Source organism: Paenibacillus pinistramenti (assembly GCF_005869875.1).
Classification (GTDB): Bacteria; Bacillota; Bacilli; order Paenibacillales; family Paenibacillaceae; genus Fontibacillus; species Fontibacillus pinistramenti.
Genome location: NZ_VAWG01000007.1, coordinates 1 through 20,256, shown reverse-complemented (window position 1 = coordinate 20,256; position 20,256 = coordinate 1). Strand labels below are relative to the sequence as shown.

Annotated in this window: 16 protein-coding genes and 1 CRISPR repeat array; of the genes, 12 read left to right on the top strand and 4 right to left on the bottom strand. The window is 51.1% G+C overall.

Annotated elements, in window-relative coordinates:
* Nucleotides 1–114 precede the first annotated feature (114 nt).
* The gene (gene licT, locus FCN15_RS10320) at nt 115–963 is read right to left on the bottom strand and encodes a BglG family transcription antiterminator LicT (RefSeq protein ID WP_138494932.1); all 849 of its coding nucleotides are present in this window, start codon (nt 961–963) and stop codon (nt 115–117) included.
* Between the two features lie 200 nt (nt 964–1,163).
* On the opposite strand from licT, the gene FCN15_RS10315 reads away from it, so the two are divergent.
* Complete coding sequence (locus FCN15_RS10315) at nt 1,164–1,595, top strand: hypothetical protein (protein WP_162515340.1); 432 nt, start codon at nt 1,164–1,166, stop codon at nt 1,593–1,595.
* A gap of 67 nt (nt 1,596–1,662) precedes the next feature.
* Here FCN15_RS10315 and FCN15_RS10310 read toward each other — a convergent pair whose 3' ends face one another.
* The 3 genes from FCN15_RS10310 to acnA all read right to left on the bottom strand — a co-directional run bounded on the left by FCN15_RS10310 (nt 1,663) and on the right by acnA (nt 6,167).
* Complete coding sequence (locus FCN15_RS10310) at nt 1,663–2,775, bottom strand: DUF1648 domain-containing protein (RefSeq protein WP_138494930.1); 1,113 nt, start codon at nt 2,773–2,775, stop codon at nt 1,663–1,665.
* The gene (locus FCN15_RS10305; protein WP_138494929.1) at nt 2,772–3,176 is read right to left on the bottom strand and encodes a GntR family transcriptional regulator; all 405 of its coding nucleotides are present in this window, start codon (nt 3,174–3,176) and stop codon (nt 2,772–2,774) included. The genes FCN15_RS10310 and FCN15_RS10305 overlap by 4 nt, the downstream gene beginning before the upstream one ends.
* A 273-nt stretch (nt 3,177–3,449) precedes the next feature.
* Nucleotides 3,450–6,167 carry an aconitate hydratase AcnA gene (acnA, locus tag FCN15_RS10300; RefSeq protein ID WP_138494928.1) on the bottom strand — a complete coding sequence of 906 codons (2,718 nt, stop codon included), beginning with the start codon at nt 6,165–6,167 and terminating at the stop codon, nt 3,450–3,452.
* Between the two features lie 218 nt (nt 6,168–6,385).
* On the opposite strand from acnA, the gene FCN15_RS10295 reads away from it, so the two are divergent.
* The 11 genes from FCN15_RS10295 to cas2 all read left to right on the top strand — a co-directional run bounded on the left by FCN15_RS10295 (nt 6,386) and on the right by cas2 (nt 18,206).
* Nucleotides 6,386–7,399 carry an amidase domain-containing protein gene (locus tag FCN15_RS10295; RefSeq protein ID WP_138494927.1) on the top strand — a complete coding sequence of 338 codons (1,014 nt, stop codon included), beginning with the start codon at nt 6,386–6,388 and terminating at the stop codon, nt 7,397–7,399.
* A 47-nt stretch (nt 7,400–7,446) separates the two neighbouring features.
* On the top strand, nt 7,447–8,544 hold the full coding sequence (locus tag FCN15_RS10290) for a D-alanine--D-alanine ligase (protein ID WP_138494926.1): 1,098 nt from the start codon (nt 7,447–7,449) through the stop codon (nt 8,542–8,544).
* A 33-nt stretch (nt 8,545–8,577) separates the two neighbouring features.
* Nucleotides 8,578–8,898 carry a hypothetical protein gene (locus FCN15_RS10285; RefSeq protein ID WP_138494925.1) on the top strand — a complete coding sequence of 107 codons (321 nt, stop codon included), beginning with the start codon at nt 8,578–8,580 and terminating at the stop codon, nt 8,896–8,898.
* A gap of 19 nt (nt 8,899–8,917) precedes the next feature.
* On the top strand, nt 8,918–9,925 hold the full coding sequence (uvsE, locus tag FCN15_RS10280) for a UV DNA damage repair endonuclease UvsE (RefSeq protein ID WP_138494924.1): 1,008 nt from the start codon (nt 8,918–8,920) through the stop codon (nt 9,923–9,925).
* Between the two features lie 374 nt (nt 9,926–10,299).
* Nucleotides 10,300–12,729: a CRISPR-associated helicase Cas3' gene (gene cas3 / locus FCN15_RS10275; RefSeq protein ID WP_138494923.1), complete on the top strand. Its 2,430-nt coding sequence runs from the start codon at nt 10,300–10,302 to the stop codon at nt 12,727–12,729.
* 36 nt (nt 12,730–12,765) lie between these two features.
* Nucleotides 12,766–13,485, top strand: a complete 720-nt coding sequence (gene cas5c, locus FCN15_RS10270) for a type I-C CRISPR-associated protein Cas5c (RefSeq protein ID WP_138494922.1) — start codon at nt 12,766–12,768, stop codon at nt 13,483–13,485.
* Nucleotides 13,482–15,362, top strand: coding sequence for a type I-C CRISPR-associated protein Cas8c/Csd1 (cas8c, locus tag FCN15_RS10265; protein WP_138494921.1), 1,881 nt, complete (start codon nt 13,482–13,484; stop codon nt 15,360–15,362). Before cas5c ends, cas8c begins: the two co-directional genes overlap by 4 nt.
* Before the next feature lie 5 nt (nt 15,363–15,367).
* Nucleotides 15,368–16,231: a type I-C CRISPR-associated protein Cas7/Csd2 gene (cas7c, locus tag FCN15_RS10260; RefSeq protein WP_138494920.1), complete on the top strand. Its 864-nt coding sequence runs from the start codon at nt 15,368–15,370 to the stop codon at nt 16,229–16,231.
* Complete coding sequence (gene cas4 / locus FCN15_RS10255) at nt 16,218–16,877, top strand: CRISPR-associated protein Cas4 (protein ID WP_138495051.1); 660 nt, start codon at nt 16,218–16,220, stop codon at nt 16,875–16,877. The genes cas7c and cas4 overlap by 14 nt, the downstream gene beginning before the upstream one ends.
* Nucleotides 16,874–17,905, top strand: coding sequence for a type I-C CRISPR-associated endonuclease Cas1c (gene cas1c / locus FCN15_RS10250; RefSeq protein ID WP_138494919.1), 1,032 nt, complete (start codon nt 16,874–16,876; stop codon nt 17,903–17,905). The genes cas4 and cas1c overlap by 4 nt, the downstream gene beginning before the upstream one ends.
* 10 nt (nt 17,906–17,915) lie before the next feature.
* A complete protein-coding gene (cas2, locus tag FCN15_RS10245; protein WP_138494918.1) occupies nt 17,916–18,206 on the top strand; it encodes a CRISPR-associated endonuclease Cas2 in 291 nt (96 codons plus the stop codon).
* 194 nt (nt 18,207–18,400) lie between these two features.
* Nucleotides 18,401–20,249: a CRISPR direct-repeat array (repeat unit 33 nt; unit sequence GTCGCACTCCGCATGGAGTGCGTGGATTGAAAT).
* Nucleotides 20,250–20,256: the final 7 nt, after the last annotated feature.

Here is a 20,256-nt window from a genome sequence, read left to right as displayed (position 1 = left end):
TCCTTATTGGATACGTGTTGACGTATTAAGCAAATGAATCAGGTAAAAAGGGTACAAAAAAAGCCCAAATCGAACCCCTGCGGTTCAATTCAGGCTTGCCCTTGCGGTAACACCCTAAATGGTTTGTGAATCTTTCTTATGAACGACCCGCTGAATGTGGATCGTCAGGTACATCAATTCTTCGTCTGACAGCTGATAGCTGTACTGGTTCTCGACGAACTTGCGGATCTTCAAGGCGCATTCGTAGGACCCCGCATATTTCCCGCGGACGACCGATAGCATATCCTCGAACTGGTCGCGGTTGTAATGCGTGCCCTTGACGAGCCGCTGCGCGAAAAATTTCAGATGGGTAATGAACCGGTAATAGCTCAGCGAATCCTCGTCAAATTCGACCTTGAAATGATACTTGATGATGGTCAAAATCTCCTGCATAATCTTCGTCATCTTCTTGACGACAGGCATTTCTTCATTCATCTCGGCATTAACGATATGCAGTGCGAGGAAACCGGCTTCGTCCTCGGGAAGAATCACGCCAAACTGCTCCAAAATCATGTTCAGCGCTTCAAGCCCGATTTCGTATTCTTCCTTGTACAGCTGCTTGGTCTCCCAGAGCAGGCCGTTCTTGATGGTCAGCCCGTTGTTCGTCCGCTCCACCGCAAAATGGATATGATCCGTCAGGTGGATGTAGAGGCTTTCGTTCAGCTTCTTCCCCAGCTTCAGCGTCGCATAAGCGATAATCCGCTCGGACAGCTGCAAATATTCGATCGGCATATCCGCGATAAGCGCTTTGTACTTGCTGTTCATTTCTTCATTTTCCGGAGTAAAAATCTTCTCGATCGTCTCTTCGCTGACTTCATCACTGACTCGTTTGTTGTAGGCGACTCCGCGTCCGATCACGATCACTTCCTGGCCGTCTTTGGACGCTACGACTGCATTATTGTTCAATATTTTCTTGATCTTCAAGACGTCACCCTCTTTACTCAACAAAAAAAAGACAAAACCCAACCTGCGAAAGGTTACGGTTTTGCCTGATCTAACAGTAACAACCCGTTCTGTATACGCTTACTTAAGGATAGCACCCTATTTTCGATATTGCAAGGGTCCTGTCCGAAAAATAATCCGGGTTCGAATTAGCCGGGAGACCGCTATACACGGACATATTATTGACAAGCTGCTCAAAACCGGCTCAGGAGATCCGCATCAGCAATGCTGCTTTTATGTATGGGAACAGCGTTAGCCAAGAAGTCGAATTCTCGCTGCAGGGACAATATAACCGGACAAAGAACAGCTTCAAGGGATCGCTTACTTTGGCGGAGCAATACCGGTTTGATCCCGTCCTTTTTTCCCCCGGTTCAGGCTTGGTCACTTATAAGGGGAGCGACAGAAAGGTTATCGGCCAAATTTTGTTCGATTCGGCAGATCTAAAGGTATCATTGGAAATTACGGACCCGGAGCTGTATAAACAGCTGACTTCCCTGGATGATGCGCAGGATTCACCGCTTATCATCAGTGCCCCGGCAGCAAACCGGGAGGAAGCGGAGGCCATTACGATGGAGTTAAAAGGGTCAAGAAGCAGCGGTCTGCCATCTGAGTAAGCTAAGCTTGGTTTAAAGCGAAAAGGGGCTGGAGGTTTCATCCAGTCCCTTTATTTTTTCGTCTGCTTCAGGAAGTAAAAATAATCAGCAGCGCAATAATGGCAAGCGGAGCAAGCACAAACACCCAGGCCATCGGGCGGGCGAAGTTGACGGTCCAGCCGATGCCGACTCTTTTTTCAATAAACACAGAAGGGTCGTTCGGGTTGTAGTACGTGCTGCCGCCAAGCTTCCAGAAGCGGTCGTCATCCAGCGGCGCTGCTGACGGATTGCCGTCCTGCGGGGTTTCCCTGGAGATCCGGTTGCCGCTTTGTCCGGTGGAGAAGGACAGCCAGATGGAACCGGCCACGATCAGGATCGGCACAAGCAGAGCTATAGGCCCGACCCATTTCGGGTTGATGCTGTAGATCATGGTGAGCTGCATAAAGAAGAAGAGCAGGACGAGCATCAGGCTCATAAAGAAGTTGAACAGCGACCAGCGCCGGCGGAAAGCCGCATTGTTCCGGGAGGAGGCCTCCGGATTGGCCGGGTTCAGCTGCTGCTTGGATTTATAAATGATGCTGTTGATGAACAGGAGCAGGCCTGTAATGAACAGCTGAAGCAGGTTTGGCAGCAGCAGCAGGCGGATCGACTTGGTTCCCATCCGGTCGACATGTCCCTGAAGATCGTAATGCATCGGAATCCGGTCCGGCAGATTATCATAGTGTGCCAAGGCGAACACCGCGCAGGCGATAATGAGCACCAGGTGAATCAGGTACCATTTTGCGGACATGACGAGCTTTTGCTTCCGGAAAGAGGTATCGATGGACATAGCGGATTTATCCGGTTTAGGCTGGGCAGGGAGCGAAGCCTTGAGTGCTTTCATTTTGCCGTAAAAATAGAGATGCAGCAGGAAGGTGCCGATCAGAATAGCGAAGGTCAATCCAACGATGCCTGCCGCGAAGAGATCATCATCCCCCTGCAGGGCGGCGGCAATGAAGGCGGCACCGAAGATCAGGCACAGCAGAAGGCTGAGCTGCGCATAACTTTTCCGCATGCGGGCCACTTGCGGGCTCCTCCAGACCTCTTCACTGATGGTGATGCCGAAGCTGACGGTCTTCCGGGTCAAATAGGGCAGGGCAACCTGCATGACCATAATCGGTACAAAGATCAGGCAGACAAGCAGAAGATTAGCGAATGTCATGGCATGGACTCCTTTCCGGACGAGGGGGAAATTTGTTCATAAAGCTTCTTCACTTGCTCCAGCAAGTCGCTTAAATTCATTCCTCGCAAAATCGATTCGGCGATAACCGGGCGCAGCTGCTCCTGCTGTTTGGCCAGAAATTCCGGCGTCAGGCCGGGCAGGCCGTCAGGCTGAACGACGACACCTTTCTGCCTGTGAATCTGAATATATCCCTCCTGCTTGAGCAGGGTATAGGCTTTGTTAACCGTGTGCAGATTCACACCGATATCCGAGGCGAGGCTCCGCACAGAGGGGAGGGCTTCGCCGGGCTTCAGGCTGCCGCCGGCAATGCCTTCAACAATCTGGTTCATGAGCTGGGTGTAAATCGGAACGTCGGACTGCATATCAAGCTGAATAATCATGACGAGGATCACCGTCCTTTCGTATAGCTGTTATACTACAAATATAACAGTTAAAACAGGAGATGTAAAGGGACAGATAAAATAGGGGAGAGGCCCCGGGCAGACGCGATTAAGGACGGGGCGGAAGACGGGAGTGGCGAAGAACGGCATAAAAAGCAACAAGAGACCCCCGACAGCCATGCGGCAGCTGTCAGAGGTCTCTGTAAATGAACTTTCATTTGTACATTACTTACATTTGTACATTACTTACATGTGTACTTTTATAATAGACAATTAGTTCACACCAACCTGAATCATTTGACGCAGGACGGTTTGCAGGATGCCGCCGTTATGGTAGTAGTCGACATCCACCATGCTGTCGAGGCGGGCAATGGCAGGGAACTCGAATTGAGTGCCATCTGTCCGTGTAGCAACAACAGTCAGGGTTTCGCCCGGCTTCACGTCATTACTGAGGCCGAGAATATCGAACGTTTCTGTGCCGTCGATGCCAAGGGCTTGCCAGCTGGAGCCTTCCTGGAACTGAAGCGGAAGCACGCCCATGCCGACCAGGTTGCTGCGGTGAATCCGTTCAAAGCTTTCGGCGATGACGGCTTTCACGCCAAGCAGGTAAGTGCCTTTGGCCGCCCAGTCACGGGAGCTGCCTGTGCCGTATTCCTTGCCGGCGATGACAACGAGGTTGTTGCCTTCGTTCTGATATTTCATCGAAGCGTCATAGATGGACATGACTTCATCAGTCGGCAGATATTTCGTCACGCCGCCTTCTGTGCCTGGAGCCACCTGGTTCCGGATCCGGATGTTGGCGAATGTACCGCGCATCATAACATCGTGGTTGCCGCGGCGGGACCCGTAGGAGTTGAAGTCCTTGCGGTCTACGCCATGCTCGGTCAGATAGAGGCCGGCCGGGCTGCTTGGCGAAATATTGCCTGCAGGCGAGATATGGTCGGTTGTAACGGAATCGCCGAGCAGGGCCAGAACACGGGCTTTGCGGATTTCACCGATATCCTTCAGGCCGTCCGCAATGTGTTCGAAGAACGGCGGGTTGGCGATATAAGTGGATTTCTCATCCCATTCGTACAGCTCGCCTTCCGGCACAGGGATGGAGTTCCAGCGTTCGTTCTGTGTAAAGACATTTTCGTATTTGCTGCGGAACATTTCCGGGCTGACGGACAGGCTGACTGCTCGTTTGATCTCCTCGGAAGAAGGCCAGATGTCCTTCAGATAGACCGGTTCGCCTGCCTGGTCGTAGCCGAGCGGATCGTTCTGCAGGTCGATGTTAACCGTTCCTGCCAGAGCATAAGCTACTACAAGCGGCGGAGAAGCCAGATAGTTCGCTTTGACCTGGGCATGGACGCGGCCTTCGAAGTTCCGGTTGCCGGACAGAACAGCAGCGACCGTCAGGTCGTTGTCGGCGATAGCCGCGCTGACTTCGTCAGGCAGCGGGCCGGAGTTGCCGATACAAGTTGCACAGCCATAACCGGCAACGTGGAAGCCAAGCTGCTCCAGCGGCGCGATCAGGCCGGCTTTCTCCAGGTACTGCGTAACGACAAGGGAGCCTGGTGTCAAGCTGCTCTTCACGTAGGCCGGTTTGGTCAGGCCGCGCTCAACAGCTTTCTTGGCCAGCAGGCCTGCGCCCAGCATAACGCTTGGGTTCGAAGTGTTCGTACAGCTCGTGATCGCCGCGATAACGACAGCGCCGGTACCGAGAACTGTTTCCCGGCCGTCCGGATGCTTGACCGCAACCTTCTCGGCGATCTTCTCATCGCTGAGGCCGTATCCGCCTTTATCGACAGGCGTGCGGATGATGCTGTTGAAGTTCTCCTTCATATTGCTGAGCTCGATGCGGTCCTGCGGACGCTTCGGTCCGGCCAAGCTTGGCACTACGGATGCAAGGTCAAGCTCGATCAGATCGGTAAACTGCGGATCCTCGGTGTCGCTCGTGCGGAACATGCCCTGGGCTTTGTAGTAAGCCTCAACAAGCGCTACCTGCTCATCGGTGCGGCCGGTGCTGCGCAGATAGTTCAGCGTTTCGTTATCTACCGGGAAGTAGCCGATTGTAGCGCCGTATTCCGGTGCCATGTTGGCGACGGTTGCGCGGTCAGCCAGGCTGATGTTGGCCAGACCCGGGCCATAGAACTCGACGAATTTGCCGACAACGCCCTTCTTGCGAAGCATCTGTGTAACAGTGAGCGCAAGGTCGGTAGCCGTAGCGCCTTCTGCCAGGCTGCCGGTCAGCTTGAAGCCGATGACTTCAGGGGTTACAAAATAGAGCGGCTGCCCGAGCATGCCGGCCTCCGCTTCGATTCCGCCTACACCCCAGCCTACAACGCCAAGGCCGTTGATCATGGTGGTGTGGGAGTCGGTGCCGACGAGGGAATCCGGGAATACGACGGTTTCGCCGTCTATGGTTTTGGTAGCTGCAACGGATGCCAGATATTCCAGGTTCACCTGGTGAACGATACCTGTAGCAGGCGGCACAGCCCGGAAGTTGTTAAACGCTGTCTGCGCCCAGCGCAGGAACCGGTAGCGTTCTTCGTTCCGTTCAAATTCAACCTTCATGTTGTATTCAAGCGCTTCCGGCGTGCCGAAAGCATCGACCATAACGGAGTGGTCAATAACGAGATCGACAGGAACGAGCGGGTTGATCTGCTTCGGATCGCCGCCGGCCTTCTTCACCGTATCGCGCATGGCCGCAAGGTCAACAACGACAGGCACGCCTGTAAAGTCCTGAAGGACGATACGCGCAGGAATAAAAGGAATTTCCTTGTCATCGCGGCCTTCTGCCCAGCCGGCGATTTGCTTGACGTGTTCGTCTGTGATCGCCCGTCCGTCGTACTGGCGGATCGCTGCTTCAAGCAGCACTTTAATGGAAAAAGGAAGTTTGGAAACGCTGCCTAAACCTTGCGCCTCCAGGTTTTTCAAATCATAGTAACGGTAGGTTTTGCCTCCGACTTCAAGACTGCGGAGGGCGGAGAACTGATTGTTAAGCGGCATAATAATTCGTTCCTCCCGAGTTTCATTCTGTGAAACCACATTTCAAAATTTATCTTATGCCTTAAGTATACTTCCTTGGTTAAGGCTCGTAAAGCACTTTTTAATGCTCATATTGCCTATTTTTCCTGCATATCTATTGGAATGATGCAGGAAAGAGAAGCAGGAAGAGAGGCATTAAGCGGTACAGGAAGCGATGCGGGAACAGGAGGGGAATAAGGATGGCAGATGAGTGGAAAAATGTGCTCTCAACCTATATTTTACAGCAGAATCAGGACGAGGTGGACTACCGGCCGCGCGGCGGGCAGACGGTGGTGACGGATCTCGATTACCTGCTGCGCCGGGGAGAGCGTAAATTACGGATGGAAAAATGGTACCAGGAGCGCGGCGCATCCCCGCTCCGCAGTGAAACGAAAGCCAAGCTGGTGGGCGACCCTGTGGAAACGCCGGGTGAAGTGGAGGTCGAGCTGCAGCTGCGGCGGAAGATCTATTATGAGAAATCCGGGGTCAAGCACCGGGAGGACCGGCTCGACCATCAGCGTCTGCATCTCGTCCGCAGCGGTTCTGACTGGCTGATCGAGACTGTGACCCAGCTGGTTCCGGAGCGTAATCCGGTGCTTGCAGGGGCTTATCCCGGCAGCGGCCTGCCTGGGGATACGCCTCACAGGCTGGACAGACGAGGGCCCTATTTGAACCGGGAGGTGCTCGGCGCCGGCGGGATTCCGAGAGGGCCTGTATACCGCAGGGAAGATGCCGCCAGATATGCAGATGAATGGTGGGATGCTTATAATCCGGAGTTCACCGGTTTTGAGGTGGACTGCACGAATTTCATTTCCCAATGTCTCTTTGCAGGCGGAGCGCCAATAAACTATACTGGGAAAAGAGAATCGGGCTGGTGGTACAAAGGTTACATCGGCGGCCAGGAGGGCTGGAGCTACAGCTGGTCGGTGGCCGGCAGTCTTGAACGTTACCTTAGTTCGAGCCGTTCCAGTCTGCGGGCCGAACTTGTGGATCGTGCGGAGCAGCTTGAGCTGGGCGATGTGATCATTTACGACTGGGACGGCGACGGCGCTTACCAGCACAGTACGATTGTGACGGCCTTTGACGCCGGCGGAATGCCGCTCGTCAACGCGCATACAGTAAGCAGCCGCCACAGATACTGGGATTACAAGGATTCGTACGCCTGGACGGAGAGCACGAGATACCGTTTTTTTCACATTGCGGACCGGTTCTGATTCTATACTAGCGAGACAGACAGACAATAGATGAAGAGAGGTAAATCATGGGACAGGACAAAATGACCGTCGGACTTGTATATGGCGGTAAATCGGGCGAACACGAGGTATCGCTGCAAACAGCTTTGGCTGTCATGAACGCTTTTGATTACGAGAAATACGAGATCATTCCTTTTTTCATTACGAAAAAGGGTGAATGGAGAGTGGGCGGACGCCTTTCGGCTCCGCTTGCTTCAGTTGAACGCTTAAAGCTTGAGCAGGAAGCAGGGGATACCTCTGCGGCTGTTGAGCTGCTGTTTAAAGGCTTGGGCGGCGGCGGCAGAGAGCTGGACGTTATTTTTCCGCTGCTTCACGGTACAAATGGGGAGGACGGCACGATTCAAGGACTGTTTGAAATGGCGAACCTGCCTTATGTCGGCGCGGGTGTTCTGGCTTCCGCAGCAGGCATGGATAAAGCCGTCATGAAGAAGCTGTTTGCGGATGCCGGTCTTGCGCAGTGCAAATTCTGCTATTTCACGGCAGCTTCATGGGCGAACAACAGCCATGACCACATTCAGCATGTGGAGAGCGAGCTGGGATATCCTTGCTTTGTTAAGCCGGCCAATCTGGGCTCGAGCGTCGGCATTTCCAAGGCATCCAGCCGTGAAGAGCTGATCCGGGCGGTTGAGCATGCGCTCCGTTATGACCTGAAGGTGGTTGTAGAGGAATTTGTGGATGCGCGCGAAATTGAAGTGGGGATATTAGGAAATGATGAGCCTTTGCCTTCCGTGCCGGGTGAAATTGTGTCTTCCAGTGAATATTATGATTACTCGGCCAAGTATCTCGACGGCAAGTCGCAGATGATTATTCCGGCCCAGCTCGATACAGAAGTTGCGGAGCGGGTGCGTGAGCTTGGGGTCAAAGCGTTTAAGTCTATAGAGGGAAGCGGTTTGTGCCGTGCGGATTTCTTCCTCCGCAGAGACACCGGGGAGCTTCTTATTAATGAAGTAAATACGATGCCTGGCTTTACGCCGTTCAGCATGTATCCGTTACTGTGGCGCGAGACCGGCATGTCTTACACCGCGCTGCTGGATCGTCTGATCGAGCTTGCGGTTCAGCGGTTTGAGGCGCGTCAGAATCTGGATTTTGAGAACGGCGTACAATAAGCTCACATTCACAGGCTAGAGAGGGAGTCGTCCATGGGGTTCCAGACTGAATTCAATTCCGTATGTAAATTCAAGAATGAGCAGGAATTTTATGATCTGTTGGAATACGGCCGCTGCAAAATGACAAAATCGGGTCTGCGGGTCTTCCCGACCGGACAGAAGGTCATCGCTTATACGCCGGACAACCGCGCCGCAGCGATCGTGAAGATCACCGGCTGCATTGCGGAGATTAACTTCCAGGGCCACGAGGTCACGGAAGTGGAGCTTCAGCTCATCCGCGAGCTGACCGAAGAGGAATCGCGGGTTCAGACTGCACTTGCTTATGAAATGTTCTTTGGCGAGGCGCATGCCTGATGTATAGCGGGTGCGGCTTATGATTGTCCGTTTCGGATTTGTAGCGATGTCAACGGCGGAAGTCATGAAGGGCGTTTCGCCTTCCAAGACCATGACCATGAAGAGCTTTGCGAAGCTTGCCGACCGGGAAGCAGGGCTCCGCAAGCTGGAGCAGATCGCGGCCGGGAACCTGCACAACACGCTGAGGCTGCTTAAGCACTGCATGTACAACGATATTCAGGTTTACCGGCTGACCTCCAAGCTCATTCCCTTGGCGACCCACCAGGATCTGGCGGACTGGAATCCGTTTGCTGCGCTTACGGATTCCTTCCGGGAGGTCGGCGACTATGCGAAGGAGCACAAGATGCGCCTGTCCTTCCATCCGGACCACTTTACCGTGCTGAGCACGCCCCGTCCGGAGGTGCTGGAGAGCTCGGTGCGCGACCTGCAGTACCATGTGTCGATGCTGGAAGCGATGGGGCTGGACTGCCGGGCGAAGAACAACATCCATATTGGCGGAGCCTACGGGGACAAGCTGGCGGCGGGCGAACGTTTCGCAGAGGCCGTGCGAAATCTGCCGGAGGTGTTCAAGCGCCGCTTGACGCTTGAGAACGATGACAAGACGTTCGACGCGGTCGAGACGCTTGAGATGTGCGAGCGGCTGGGCCTGCCGATGGTGCTGGACATTCACCACCAGTGGGTGAATAACCAGGGAGAAGCTCCGGCCGAGCTGTGGCCGCGGGTACTGCGGACCTGGGACTCAGACTATGCCCAGGCTGATTCTCCGGCTGACCGGCCGCTGCCGCCGAAGATCCACGCCTCGAGCCCCAAGAGCGAAACCGACCGCCGCAGCCATGCGGACGGGGTGGAGGCGGGGCCGCTGCTTGATTTCCTCCGGCGTATTGCTCCGGGGACGGATGCGGTGGATGTCATGCTGGAGGCGAAGCTCAAAGACGGCGCATTGTTTGCGCTGATGGACGAGCTTGGGAAATACAGCGGGGACGGCGTTGAAGTGCTGGATAAGGCGTCCGTCCGGATTTTGCCTTGAGTGATTGATGGGCTCGAATGAAATAAGGAACGGGATCTAAGAGTCTGAGCAGGCCGTGGGGCTGCTCGGGCTCTTTTTTTACGTTAACCGTTCCTTTTGTATTCTATTGTGTTCTTTTGTGCGGCGACAAAGTTTTTCTAAATAGTGAAAATTGTAAAATTAAGGAGGAATCAAGCGGAGAATTGGAGAATTTTAACTTATAGGTCTTTTAACCCTATCACTATGTTGTTAGAACTAGAAGGGGTCAGTATGTTTAATTGAAAGGGCTTCCAATAGTGAGGGAAACAGGAAAGAAAATAGGAAAGAAAATAGGGAAGAAAATAGGAAAAAAAAGTCGGTTTCTATCTAACTTCGGGTCATGAGGAGGAGAAAGGATGGGGTATATCGCGCATATCCGGGCTTCCGATCAGCAGCAGCAGACCGTTGAGGAGCATCTGCTCGGAGTAAGGGCCTTGGCGGAATCCTTTGGAGCCAAACTGGGTGTGTCTCATATTGCTGGCTTGGCCGGAATGCTGCACGACATGGGGAAGTACACGGAAGCGTTTAGGAATTATCTGCTTGAAGCGGTGGCTAATCCCGACGCTCCCCCAAGAAGAGGGAGTGTAGACCATTCCACGGCTGGCGGGAAGCTGCTGTATAACTTGTACCACCAAGGCAAGATAGAGCGTTATAAGGGGCTGCTCGCCGAAATTGTAGGCAATGCGATCATCTCGCATCACGCCTACCTCCAGGATTTTCTGAATCCGGAGCTTCAATCAAGCTATTTAAGACGCGTAAGGGACACTGAGTTGGAAGAGTTTGAACATGCGGAGAAATGTTTCTTTGAACAAGTCATAACCAGGCAGGAGCTCGATGCCTATGTCCAGCGGGCAGCCGCTGAGCTGGAGGCGTATATGGCGAAAGATCCGGGTTCATCATCGGAAAAGAAACTCATGTTCCTGTCCAAATTCATTTTCAGTGCCTTGATTGATGCCGACCGGACAAACACGCGCCAGTTTGAAGAGAACACTGCGGATGAAGCACCGCTTCAGCAGGCCAAGCTCTTTTCTGTATACTATGACCGCTTAATGGATAAAGTGAACGCTTTGCAAAAGGACGGCCATGACACGCCAATCAACCGTTTAAGACAGGAAATGTCCGCGCAGTGCGATCGTTTTGCCGAACAGCCTTCCGGGATTTATACCCTCTCCATCCCAACCGGGGGCGGGAAAACGCTGGCCAGTCTGCGCTACGCCTTAAAGCATGCAGTCACCTATGGCAAGAAGCGCATCATTTACGTCGTCCCTTACACCACGATTATTGAGCAGAATGCGGCTGAAGTCCGCAGAATCATTCAAGATGATGCCCGCCTGCTGGAGCATCACTCCAATGTCGTTGAAGATCATGATATGAACGATGAACAAGAGGATGGCCTCATTAACGTCCGGCAGAAGCTGCGGCTCGCCAAGGACAATTGGGACTCTCCGGTGATTTTTACAACCATGGTCCAGTTTCTGAATGTCTTCTATGCCAAGGGGAGCCGCAATATCAGGCGTCTGCATAACTTGTGCGAGTCCGTTCTTATCTTTGACGAGGTTCAAAAGGTACCAGTTTCCTGTGTTTCGCTGTTTAATGAAGCTCTGAATTTTCTGTCTGTCTACGGGAATTCCAGCCTGCTGCTCTGTACGGCTACCCAGCCTGCTTTGGACTATGTCGAGCATAAGCTTCATCTGCCATCGAAAGCCGAGATCATTGAGGATCTCCCTAACGTCGTAGATGCTTTCAAACGGGTGGAAATTGTGGATCAGGCTGCTGATCAAACCTTCAATAACAGGCAGCTGTGTGATTTCATCCTTGACCGGTTTGAGGAAGTTAACAGTGTGCTTGTCATACTGAATACGAAGACGGTTGTTAAACAGCTGTACCAAATGGTAAAAGAAGCCGGATCAGACATTCCTGTCTATCATTTAAGCACGTCCATGTGCCCTGCCCACCGTAAGGATCTGCTGGATGAAATTCGCGATCACTTGATCCAGGGGAACAAAATCCTGTGCATCAGCACCCAGTTAATCGAGGCGGGAGTCGATGTAAGCTTTGAATGTGTGATTCGTTCTCTGGCTGGACTGGATTCCATTGCCCAAGCGGCAGGCCGATGCAACCGGCACGGGGAGCAGGAGCTTAGACAGGTTTACGTTATTGACCATGCGGAAGAGAATCTGAAGCATCTCAAGGAGATTAAGCGGGGCAAGGAAATCGCCAAGAAAATTTTGCTGGATCTTAAACGGGAGACCGCCAGTCATGGAGGCCATCTGTTATCGGTTCAGGCGATGGAACGATATTTTAAAGAGTTCTATACAGCCTTTAATAGCGATCTTGACTACTTCGTTCCCAAGCTGCATAAGAACTTGATCGAGCTTCTGTCAGGCAGCAAAGCCGATGAAGATTCCTATTTTCAAGCCTATTACAGTAAGCATCAGTCGCCGATTCCCTTATTTTTGACAAACAGCTACAAAACAGCGGCTGAACATTTTCAGGTGATCGACAGCCAAACGACGACCGTCCTTGTTCCTTACGGTGCGAAGGGGAGAGAACTCATTGCGGAGTTGAACGGTGAGAAAGGGATCCGTGAACTCTCCATGCTGTTAAAGGGGTCCCAGCAATACAGCATTCCATTATTTAACCACGAATTAAGTCAATTAGATGCCAATGGGGGCCTGGAAAGCTGTCTGGATGGCAGGGTTCTGGTGCTTAAAGAAGGCGCATACAGCAAAGAGTTCGGACTGGATCTTGAGAATGACAGCGGATTTGATCTGAGTATCTGTTAGATTGAATTTCTTCTGCACGGGGAAGGAGGTGAGAAAATGCGAAATTCAATCGAGTTTCAAGTTCAAGGCGCCTATGCCCTGTTTACTGATCCGCTTACCAAGCTTGGCGGCGAGAAGCTGACCTATCAAGTTCCCACATACCAGGCTGTTAAAGGAATTGTAGAGAGCATTTATTGGAAACCGACGCTGCTGATGGTAGTAGATTCGATCCGGGTGATGAATCCGATACGGATGGAGTCCAAGGGAGTGCGCCCTATTGAATATGGAGGCGGGAATACGCTTGCCAACTATACGTATCTCAAGGATGTGAGCTACCAGGTCAGGGCGCATTTTGAATTTAATATGCACCGGCCTGACCTCGCCCATGACCGTAATGAACACAAGCATCACAATATCATGCTGCGGTGTCTTCGGGCCGGCGGGCGCCGGGATATTTTTCTGGGAACAAGAGAATGCCAGGCGTATGTAGAACCTTGTGAATTTGGATCAGGCGAAGGATTCTATGACAAATACGGCGACATTTATTTAGGAAATATGGTGCACGGCATTAATTATCCCGACGAGACAGGCAGGGATCAGATGGAAGTCCGTTTATGGAGTCCGGTTATGCGCAACGGCGTTATTGATTTCATCCGGCCTGAAGAGTGCAGTCAAGTCCGCAGGATCACTGATATGAAACCTAAACATTTTGATCATACCAATGTGGAATCAGCCGATGAATGTTTGGCTCAATTGGAAGAGGGTGAGAATGCATGAGCTGGTTGTTAAATCTGTATAAGACCTATGAATCCAATCTGGACCGGGTTGGTGAAATTGAGAAGAAGTATAACGATCAGGAGTTTACTTTACTGCCGGTCTCCCATACGACACAAAATGCCCATATTGAAGTAGCCGTTACGCAGGATGGGCGCTTTCACTCTGCGAAGGTCGTCGATAAAAGTGACGCAAGCACGCTGATTCCATGCACGGAGAAATCCGCCAGCCGGGCGGGAAAGGTTATTTCGCCTTATCCGCTGCACGACAAATTGGTGTATGTCGCAGGTGACTATTCTGAGTATGCCGGTTCCTCTGCAGATAAAGAATCCTTCTTAGCCTATATCAAGCAGTTAGAAGAATGGGCGGGATCGCCGTATGCAGTCCCAAAAGTGAAGAGCATCTTTAACTACCTGAGCCAAGGCCGGCTGATTCAGGATTTAGTAGATCATCGGATCCTCTGCGTGGATGCAAATGGCAGGCTGCTTGATAAATGGGATAAAAAGGATGGTCCCTCAGCCTCGGAAAAACCGGCTATCTTCGCTGTAGTTGCCGGAGGGCAGGAAAGTGCCTTTGTTCGTTTTAATGTATATTCACCAGATGAAATCTTGACTGCTGTATGGAAAGACCAGGAGATGTACGACTCCTTTATCGGCTTCTATCAGGAGCTGCTCGGCAATGAAGATATTTGCTACGTCACCGGAAAGCAGCTGCCTGCTACGGATAAACATGCGAACAAGATCCGGAATTCGGCGGACAAGGCCAAGCTCATATCGGCCAACGATTCCAGCGGATTTACGTATCGCGGGCGTTTTACCCAAAGCAATGAAGCGGCCAGCATCAGCTATGAAGTCTCCCAGAAGGCTCATAATGCCTTGAAATGGCTCATTAACCGCCAGGGGAAAGTGATTGATCAGCGGGTATTTCTGGTTTGGGGAAATGATGCGCTGTATATTCCCGATCCGACCGAGGACAGCTTTGCAATCAATACAGCATCACCTGCCAGAACAGTAGTCAAATCAAACACTAATCAGCCTTTTGCGCTTGAAGTAGACAAAGCCCTGGATGGATACCGCAGCGATCTATCCTCGAAGTCCGATGTCAATATCATGGTGCTGGACTCGGCGACAACGGGGCGTATGGGTGTCCTTTATTACCGCAATATGGATAAGGACCTTTATTTGGACAAGCTCAAGAAGTGGCATTCCACCTGTGTCTGGCAGCAGCGTTATCAAAGAAATAACCAGGAAGCAGTCTTCTTGTGGGGTGCGCCAGCTACAAAAGACATTGCATTCGCAGCCTACGGTCCCCGGGCAAATGAGAAGCTGGTCAAAGGTCTGATGGAACGGATGCTTCCTTGCATTGTAGACGATACGCCAATACCGCGGGATATTGTGACAAGCGCCATCCAGCGTGCTTCAAATCCGGTAGCTTTAGAGAAATGGGAATGGGAAAAGACGTTAAGTATCACTTGCGCGCTGATTAATCGGGAGGAGGGCTTGAAGTTGGCACTCGATACAGAAACCAATGACCGAAGTTATTTATTTGGCCGGCTGTTAGCGGTCGCAGATGTATTGGAAAGAAGGGCTTTAGGGGAAGAGACACGCTCCAGCAATGCTATTCGTTATATGAATTCCTTCTCCATGCATCCGGAAAGAACCTGGATGACCATCCAAAAGAGCCTGCAGCCTTACCAGGCACGGCTGGGAAGCAAGGCTGTGTATTTATCTAAAATCATTGATGAAATAGCTTCTAAATTCAAAGTGGAAGATTTTAATAACCGTCCGCTGTCCGGAAAATATTTATTAGGTTTTTACAGCCAAAGACATGAGCTTTATCAGAAGAAAGATTCCAATGAAAATACGACTGCTGAGGAGTGAAAATAATGTCTGCTCTGGATCACAAAATTGATTTTGCTGTTGTCTTGTCCGTCAAAAATGCCAATCCCAATGGCGATCCTCTGAATGGGAATCGTCCGCGTCAAAACTATGATGGACACGGGGAAATTTCAGATGTGGCGATCAAACGGAAAATTCGGAATCGTCTTCAGGACATGGGAGAAGCTGTCTTCGTCCAGTCCAATGACCGCAAGGATGATGAGTACGGAAGCTTAAGAGAGCGTGCTGATGCAAATGCAGAGTTGAACAAGATTTTGAAATCCAAAACAAGCTCAAGTGATGAATTCGCGCGTGTGGCCTGTGAAGCATGGGTCGATGTTCGCAGCTTTGGCCAGGTATTCGCCTTCAAGAGCTCTGACAAGGGTGCAGGTGTATCCGTTGGAGTCAGAGGACCTGTTTCGATCCACACTGCGACGAGCATTCAGCCTATTGATATTACCAGCATGCAGATTACGAAAAGCGTCAATTCTGAACCCGGCAAAGACCGGGGCTCGGACACGATGGGCATGAAGCACCGGGTAGATTACGGCCTGTATGTCTTCTATGGAAGCATCAACACCCAATTGGCAGAGAAGACCGGATTCAGTAATGAAGATGCTGAGAAGCTGAAGCAGGCACTCGTGACCTTATTTGAAAATGATGCTTCTTCGGCCAGACCCGATGGAAGTATGGAAGTGCACAAAGTGTATTGGTGGGAACATGCCTCCAAGCTGGGGCAGTATTCCTCTGCCAAAGTACACCGCTCCCTTGTGATTAAGGCAAGAAGCGAAGAACCTAAAGCCTTTGAGGATTATGCAGTCGAGCTGTATCCATTAGAAGGTTTGCAGGTTGAAGTCATTGACGGAATATAACGAAGACGACTATTTGATGCTGTCCGGCATCCAGCATTTTAACTTTTGCCGCAGGCAGTGGGCTTTAATTCATATTGAGCAGCAGTGGGCTGAAAATGTACGAACCCTGGAGGGGAGCCATGTTCACCGGGTTGCTGATAACCCCATTCTTCGAGAGAAGAGAGGGGATAAGCTGGTCGTACGGGCTTTACCGGTTCACTCCCGAAGATTAGGAATCACTGGAATCTGTGATGTTGTAGAGTTCATTCGCGATCCTGCTGGAATACCGCTTGCCGGGGAGGAAGGTCTTTACCTTCCTGTCCCGGTTGAATATAAGCGGGGCAAACCTAAGCGGGATGATTCCGACCGTTCTCAGCTCATTGCTCAGGTGATATGTCTGGAAGAAATGCTTGCTTGCCACGTTTCCCACGGATTTCTGTATTATAACGAGATTAAACACCGGGTAGAGTTACCCGTGACTCAAACGGATCGTGAGCAGGTTGAACGCATCATTCTCGAAATGCACCAGCATTTTGATAGACGCTATACCCCAAAGGTTAAAACGGGGCGCCACTGTCAGAGCTGTTCTTTAAATCTGGTCTGTCTCCCGGAGCTTATGCAGCGCAGACCGGTATCCAGTTACATTGAAGGCAGGTTAAAGGAATGAAGAAGCTGCTGAATACGCTGTTCGTCACGACTCCGGATTCGTATCTTCATTTAGATGGAGAGAATATTGTCATTAAAAATGAAGACAGCATTCTGGGGCGCTTTCCGCTTCATAATTTGGAAGGGGTATGTACGTTTGGGTATACCGGGGCGAGTCCTGCATTAATGGGGGCTTGTGCAGAGCGAAATATCGCCCTCACGTTTATGACCCGGACAGGACGTTTTCTGGCCCGCGTGGTCGGGGAAAGCAAAGGGAATGTGATTCTGAGGAAAGAGCAGTACCGTATTTCAGATAACGAGCTGAGAAGTTCATTAATTTCAAGGAATATGATCCTGGGAAAAATGTTCAACAGCAAATGGGTCCTAGAGCGTGCCACCCGAGATCACGCCCTTCGGATGGATGTAGAGCGGATCAAACGGGTCACGGCATCTCTGACCGAAACCATGAAGCTAGTCCAAAAGGCGGAAGATCTGGAGCAGCTGCGGGGATTGGAAGGGTCTGCTGCAGTTCAATATTTTTCGGTACTGGATGAACTGATTTTACAGCAGAAGGAAGAGTTCTTCTTCCGTGGACGTAATAAGCGGCCTCCTCTTGATAATGTTAATGCCCTGCTGTCCTTTGTCTACACGCTGTTATCCCATGATACTCAAGCTGCTTTAGAAGCAGTTGGACTTGACCCCTATGTAGGATTTTTGCACAGGGACAGGCCCGGCCGGGCTTCGCTTGCGCTGGATCTGATGGAGGAGCTGAGGAGTGTTATTGCCGACCGGTTTGTTATTTCTTTAATTAATAAGCGGCTGATAACCGGCAAGGGCTTTTACCAGAAAGAAAATGGTGCAGTCATCATGGAGGACTCGGCAAGAAAGCAAGTGCTGCAGGCGTGGCAGGAACGCAAACAGGAGAAAATCACTCATCCGTATCTGAACGAGAGTATTTCCTGGGGGCTTGTACCTTACTCCCAAGCAATCTTGTTAGCACGATATATACGCGGTGATTTGGACGAGTACCCGCCTTTTCTATGGAAGTAGGTGATTTACAATGCTGGTCTTGATTACGTATGATGTCAGTACAACAAGCAGAGAAGGCAGAAGACGGCTCAGCCAGGTGTCCAAGAAATGTTTGAATTACGGTCAAAGAGTGCAAAATTCTGTCTTTGAATGTATTCTGGACGCTACTGAATTCCGCCGTCTCAGGTTTGAACTTGAAGCTATCATCGACGAAACCACAGATAGCATACGCTACTATAAATTAGGTGATAAATACAAAACCAAAGTTGAACATGTGGGTGCAAAAAGCTCGTATGATATGGAAGGCCCTCTAATTCTATAAGAGAAAAATCTGGTGCGAATGTGAAGCTCCCATGATTTCTCCGGTTCATTCGCACCTCAGAATTTGTCGGAATAAACCGAATCGTATGAGGGATACAAGTAAAAAAAGTACAATCTCATATGTAATAAGTATGGATTATAACGAAAATATAGGAGAACGATCTTATTAATGGATTGATTCGAGCTATTTTCGCTGTCGCACTCCGCATGGAGTGCGTGGATTGAAATCTTGCGGCGATTGCTTGGCATACAAGCACTGATCGTCGCACTCCGCATGGAGTGCGTGGATTGAAATTGGCCGGTGGATGCGCGGCCGGAATTTGCAGCCGTCGCACTCCGCATGGAGTGCGTGGATTGAAATATTCACCTGGACATTATCATTTTAATATTGTCAAGTCGCACTCCGCATGGAGTGCGTGGATTGAAATAATGCTTTTACCTCTAAAAATGATTGGTCTCATGTCGCACTCCGCATGGAGTGCGTGGATTGAAATTTTTTCTCCCCTTGCTTATCCCAGTGCCATGCGAGTCGCACTCCGCATGGAGTGCGTGGATTGAAATGATTTTTACCTTATGCGGCAGCTGCGGAAAAGAGTCGCACTCCGCATGGAGTGCGTGGATTGAAATAGAAAGCTTGGGAGGACTTTAATCCAGGCAAAACGTCGCACTCCGCATGGAGTGCGTGGATTGAAATGGCTTGTATTTATAACCCTAACCGGTGCTTTTCGTGTCGCACTCCGCATGGAGTGCGTGGATTGAAATATTCTGGGCATAGGTTAACTGCATGTTATCAACGTCGCACTCCGCATGGAGTGCGTGGATTGAAATAGCCAGATGTTCGCCTCGTCAATAACGGACTCGGTCGCACTCCGCATGGAGTGCGTGGATTGAAATCTCGATCCGCGACGCATTTTTAATCGTGGGGGTCGTCGCACTCCGCATGGAGTGCGTGGATTGAAATAGCAGAGGAAGCCCAGATTATAAAAAAGAATGCAAGTCGCACTCCGCATGGAGTGCGTGGATTGAAATATGCGGATAGCAAAATGGCCTGACGGTGCTACCAACGTCGCACTCCGCATGGAGTGCGTGGATTGAAATCGCTGGACTTATTGTAGCTGGTGATGTGCTCAGCGAGTCGCACTCCGCATGGAGTGCGTGGATTGAAATATCGGGGGCATTTGTTGGCCAGCAATACGCGATGTCGCACTCCGCATGGAGTGCGTGGATTGAAATAGCATCCGTTTAAGCGGAACGATCACGTTACGCCGTCGCACTCCGCATGGAGTGCGTGGATTGAAATGTCGATTTTGCCGCCCACTTCTCGCTGGTGACGGATGTCGCACTCCGCATGGAGTGCGTGGATTGAAATCGAAAGGCATATTGGCAGGTTGGCCGGAAAAATGTCGCACTCCGCATGGAGTGCGTGGATTGAAATCTTCAAAGTTTACTGTCATGATTATTATCTCCTTGTCGCACTCCGCATGGAGTGCGTGGATTGAAATTCACATCGATCCGCCGCTGCGTAATCCCGCCTTTTGTCGCACTCCGCATGGAGTGCGTGGATTGAAATTTAGCTCCTGGTGTGAAGTACCGGTCCCGATAACCGTCGCACTCCGCATGGAGTGCGTGGATTGAAATTTGACTAAAGGGGGACAGGCAGATGGCTGTTATTTGTCGCACTCCGCATGGAGTGCGTGGATTGAAATTACCCCTTCTTCCCCTTTAAGCGGAGGGCTGTATGTCGCACTCCGCATGGAGTGCGTGGATTGAAATGCATCAGCGCCTTGTCCCTGACTATCCGTTCATGCAGTCGCACTCCGCATGGAGTGCGTGGATTGAAATTTCTTTACTTATAGCGTTCTCTAATCTTGCAATAGAGTCGCACTCCGCATGGAGTGCGTGGATTGAAATTCTTGCCATCGAGCACCAAAAAACTGGAAAAAGGTCGCACTCCGCATGGAGTGCGTGGATTGAAATCATGTATTCAAAAACTAACTCACGTTTATAGATAGTCGCACTCCGCATGGAGTGCGTGGATTGAAAAGGCGGTG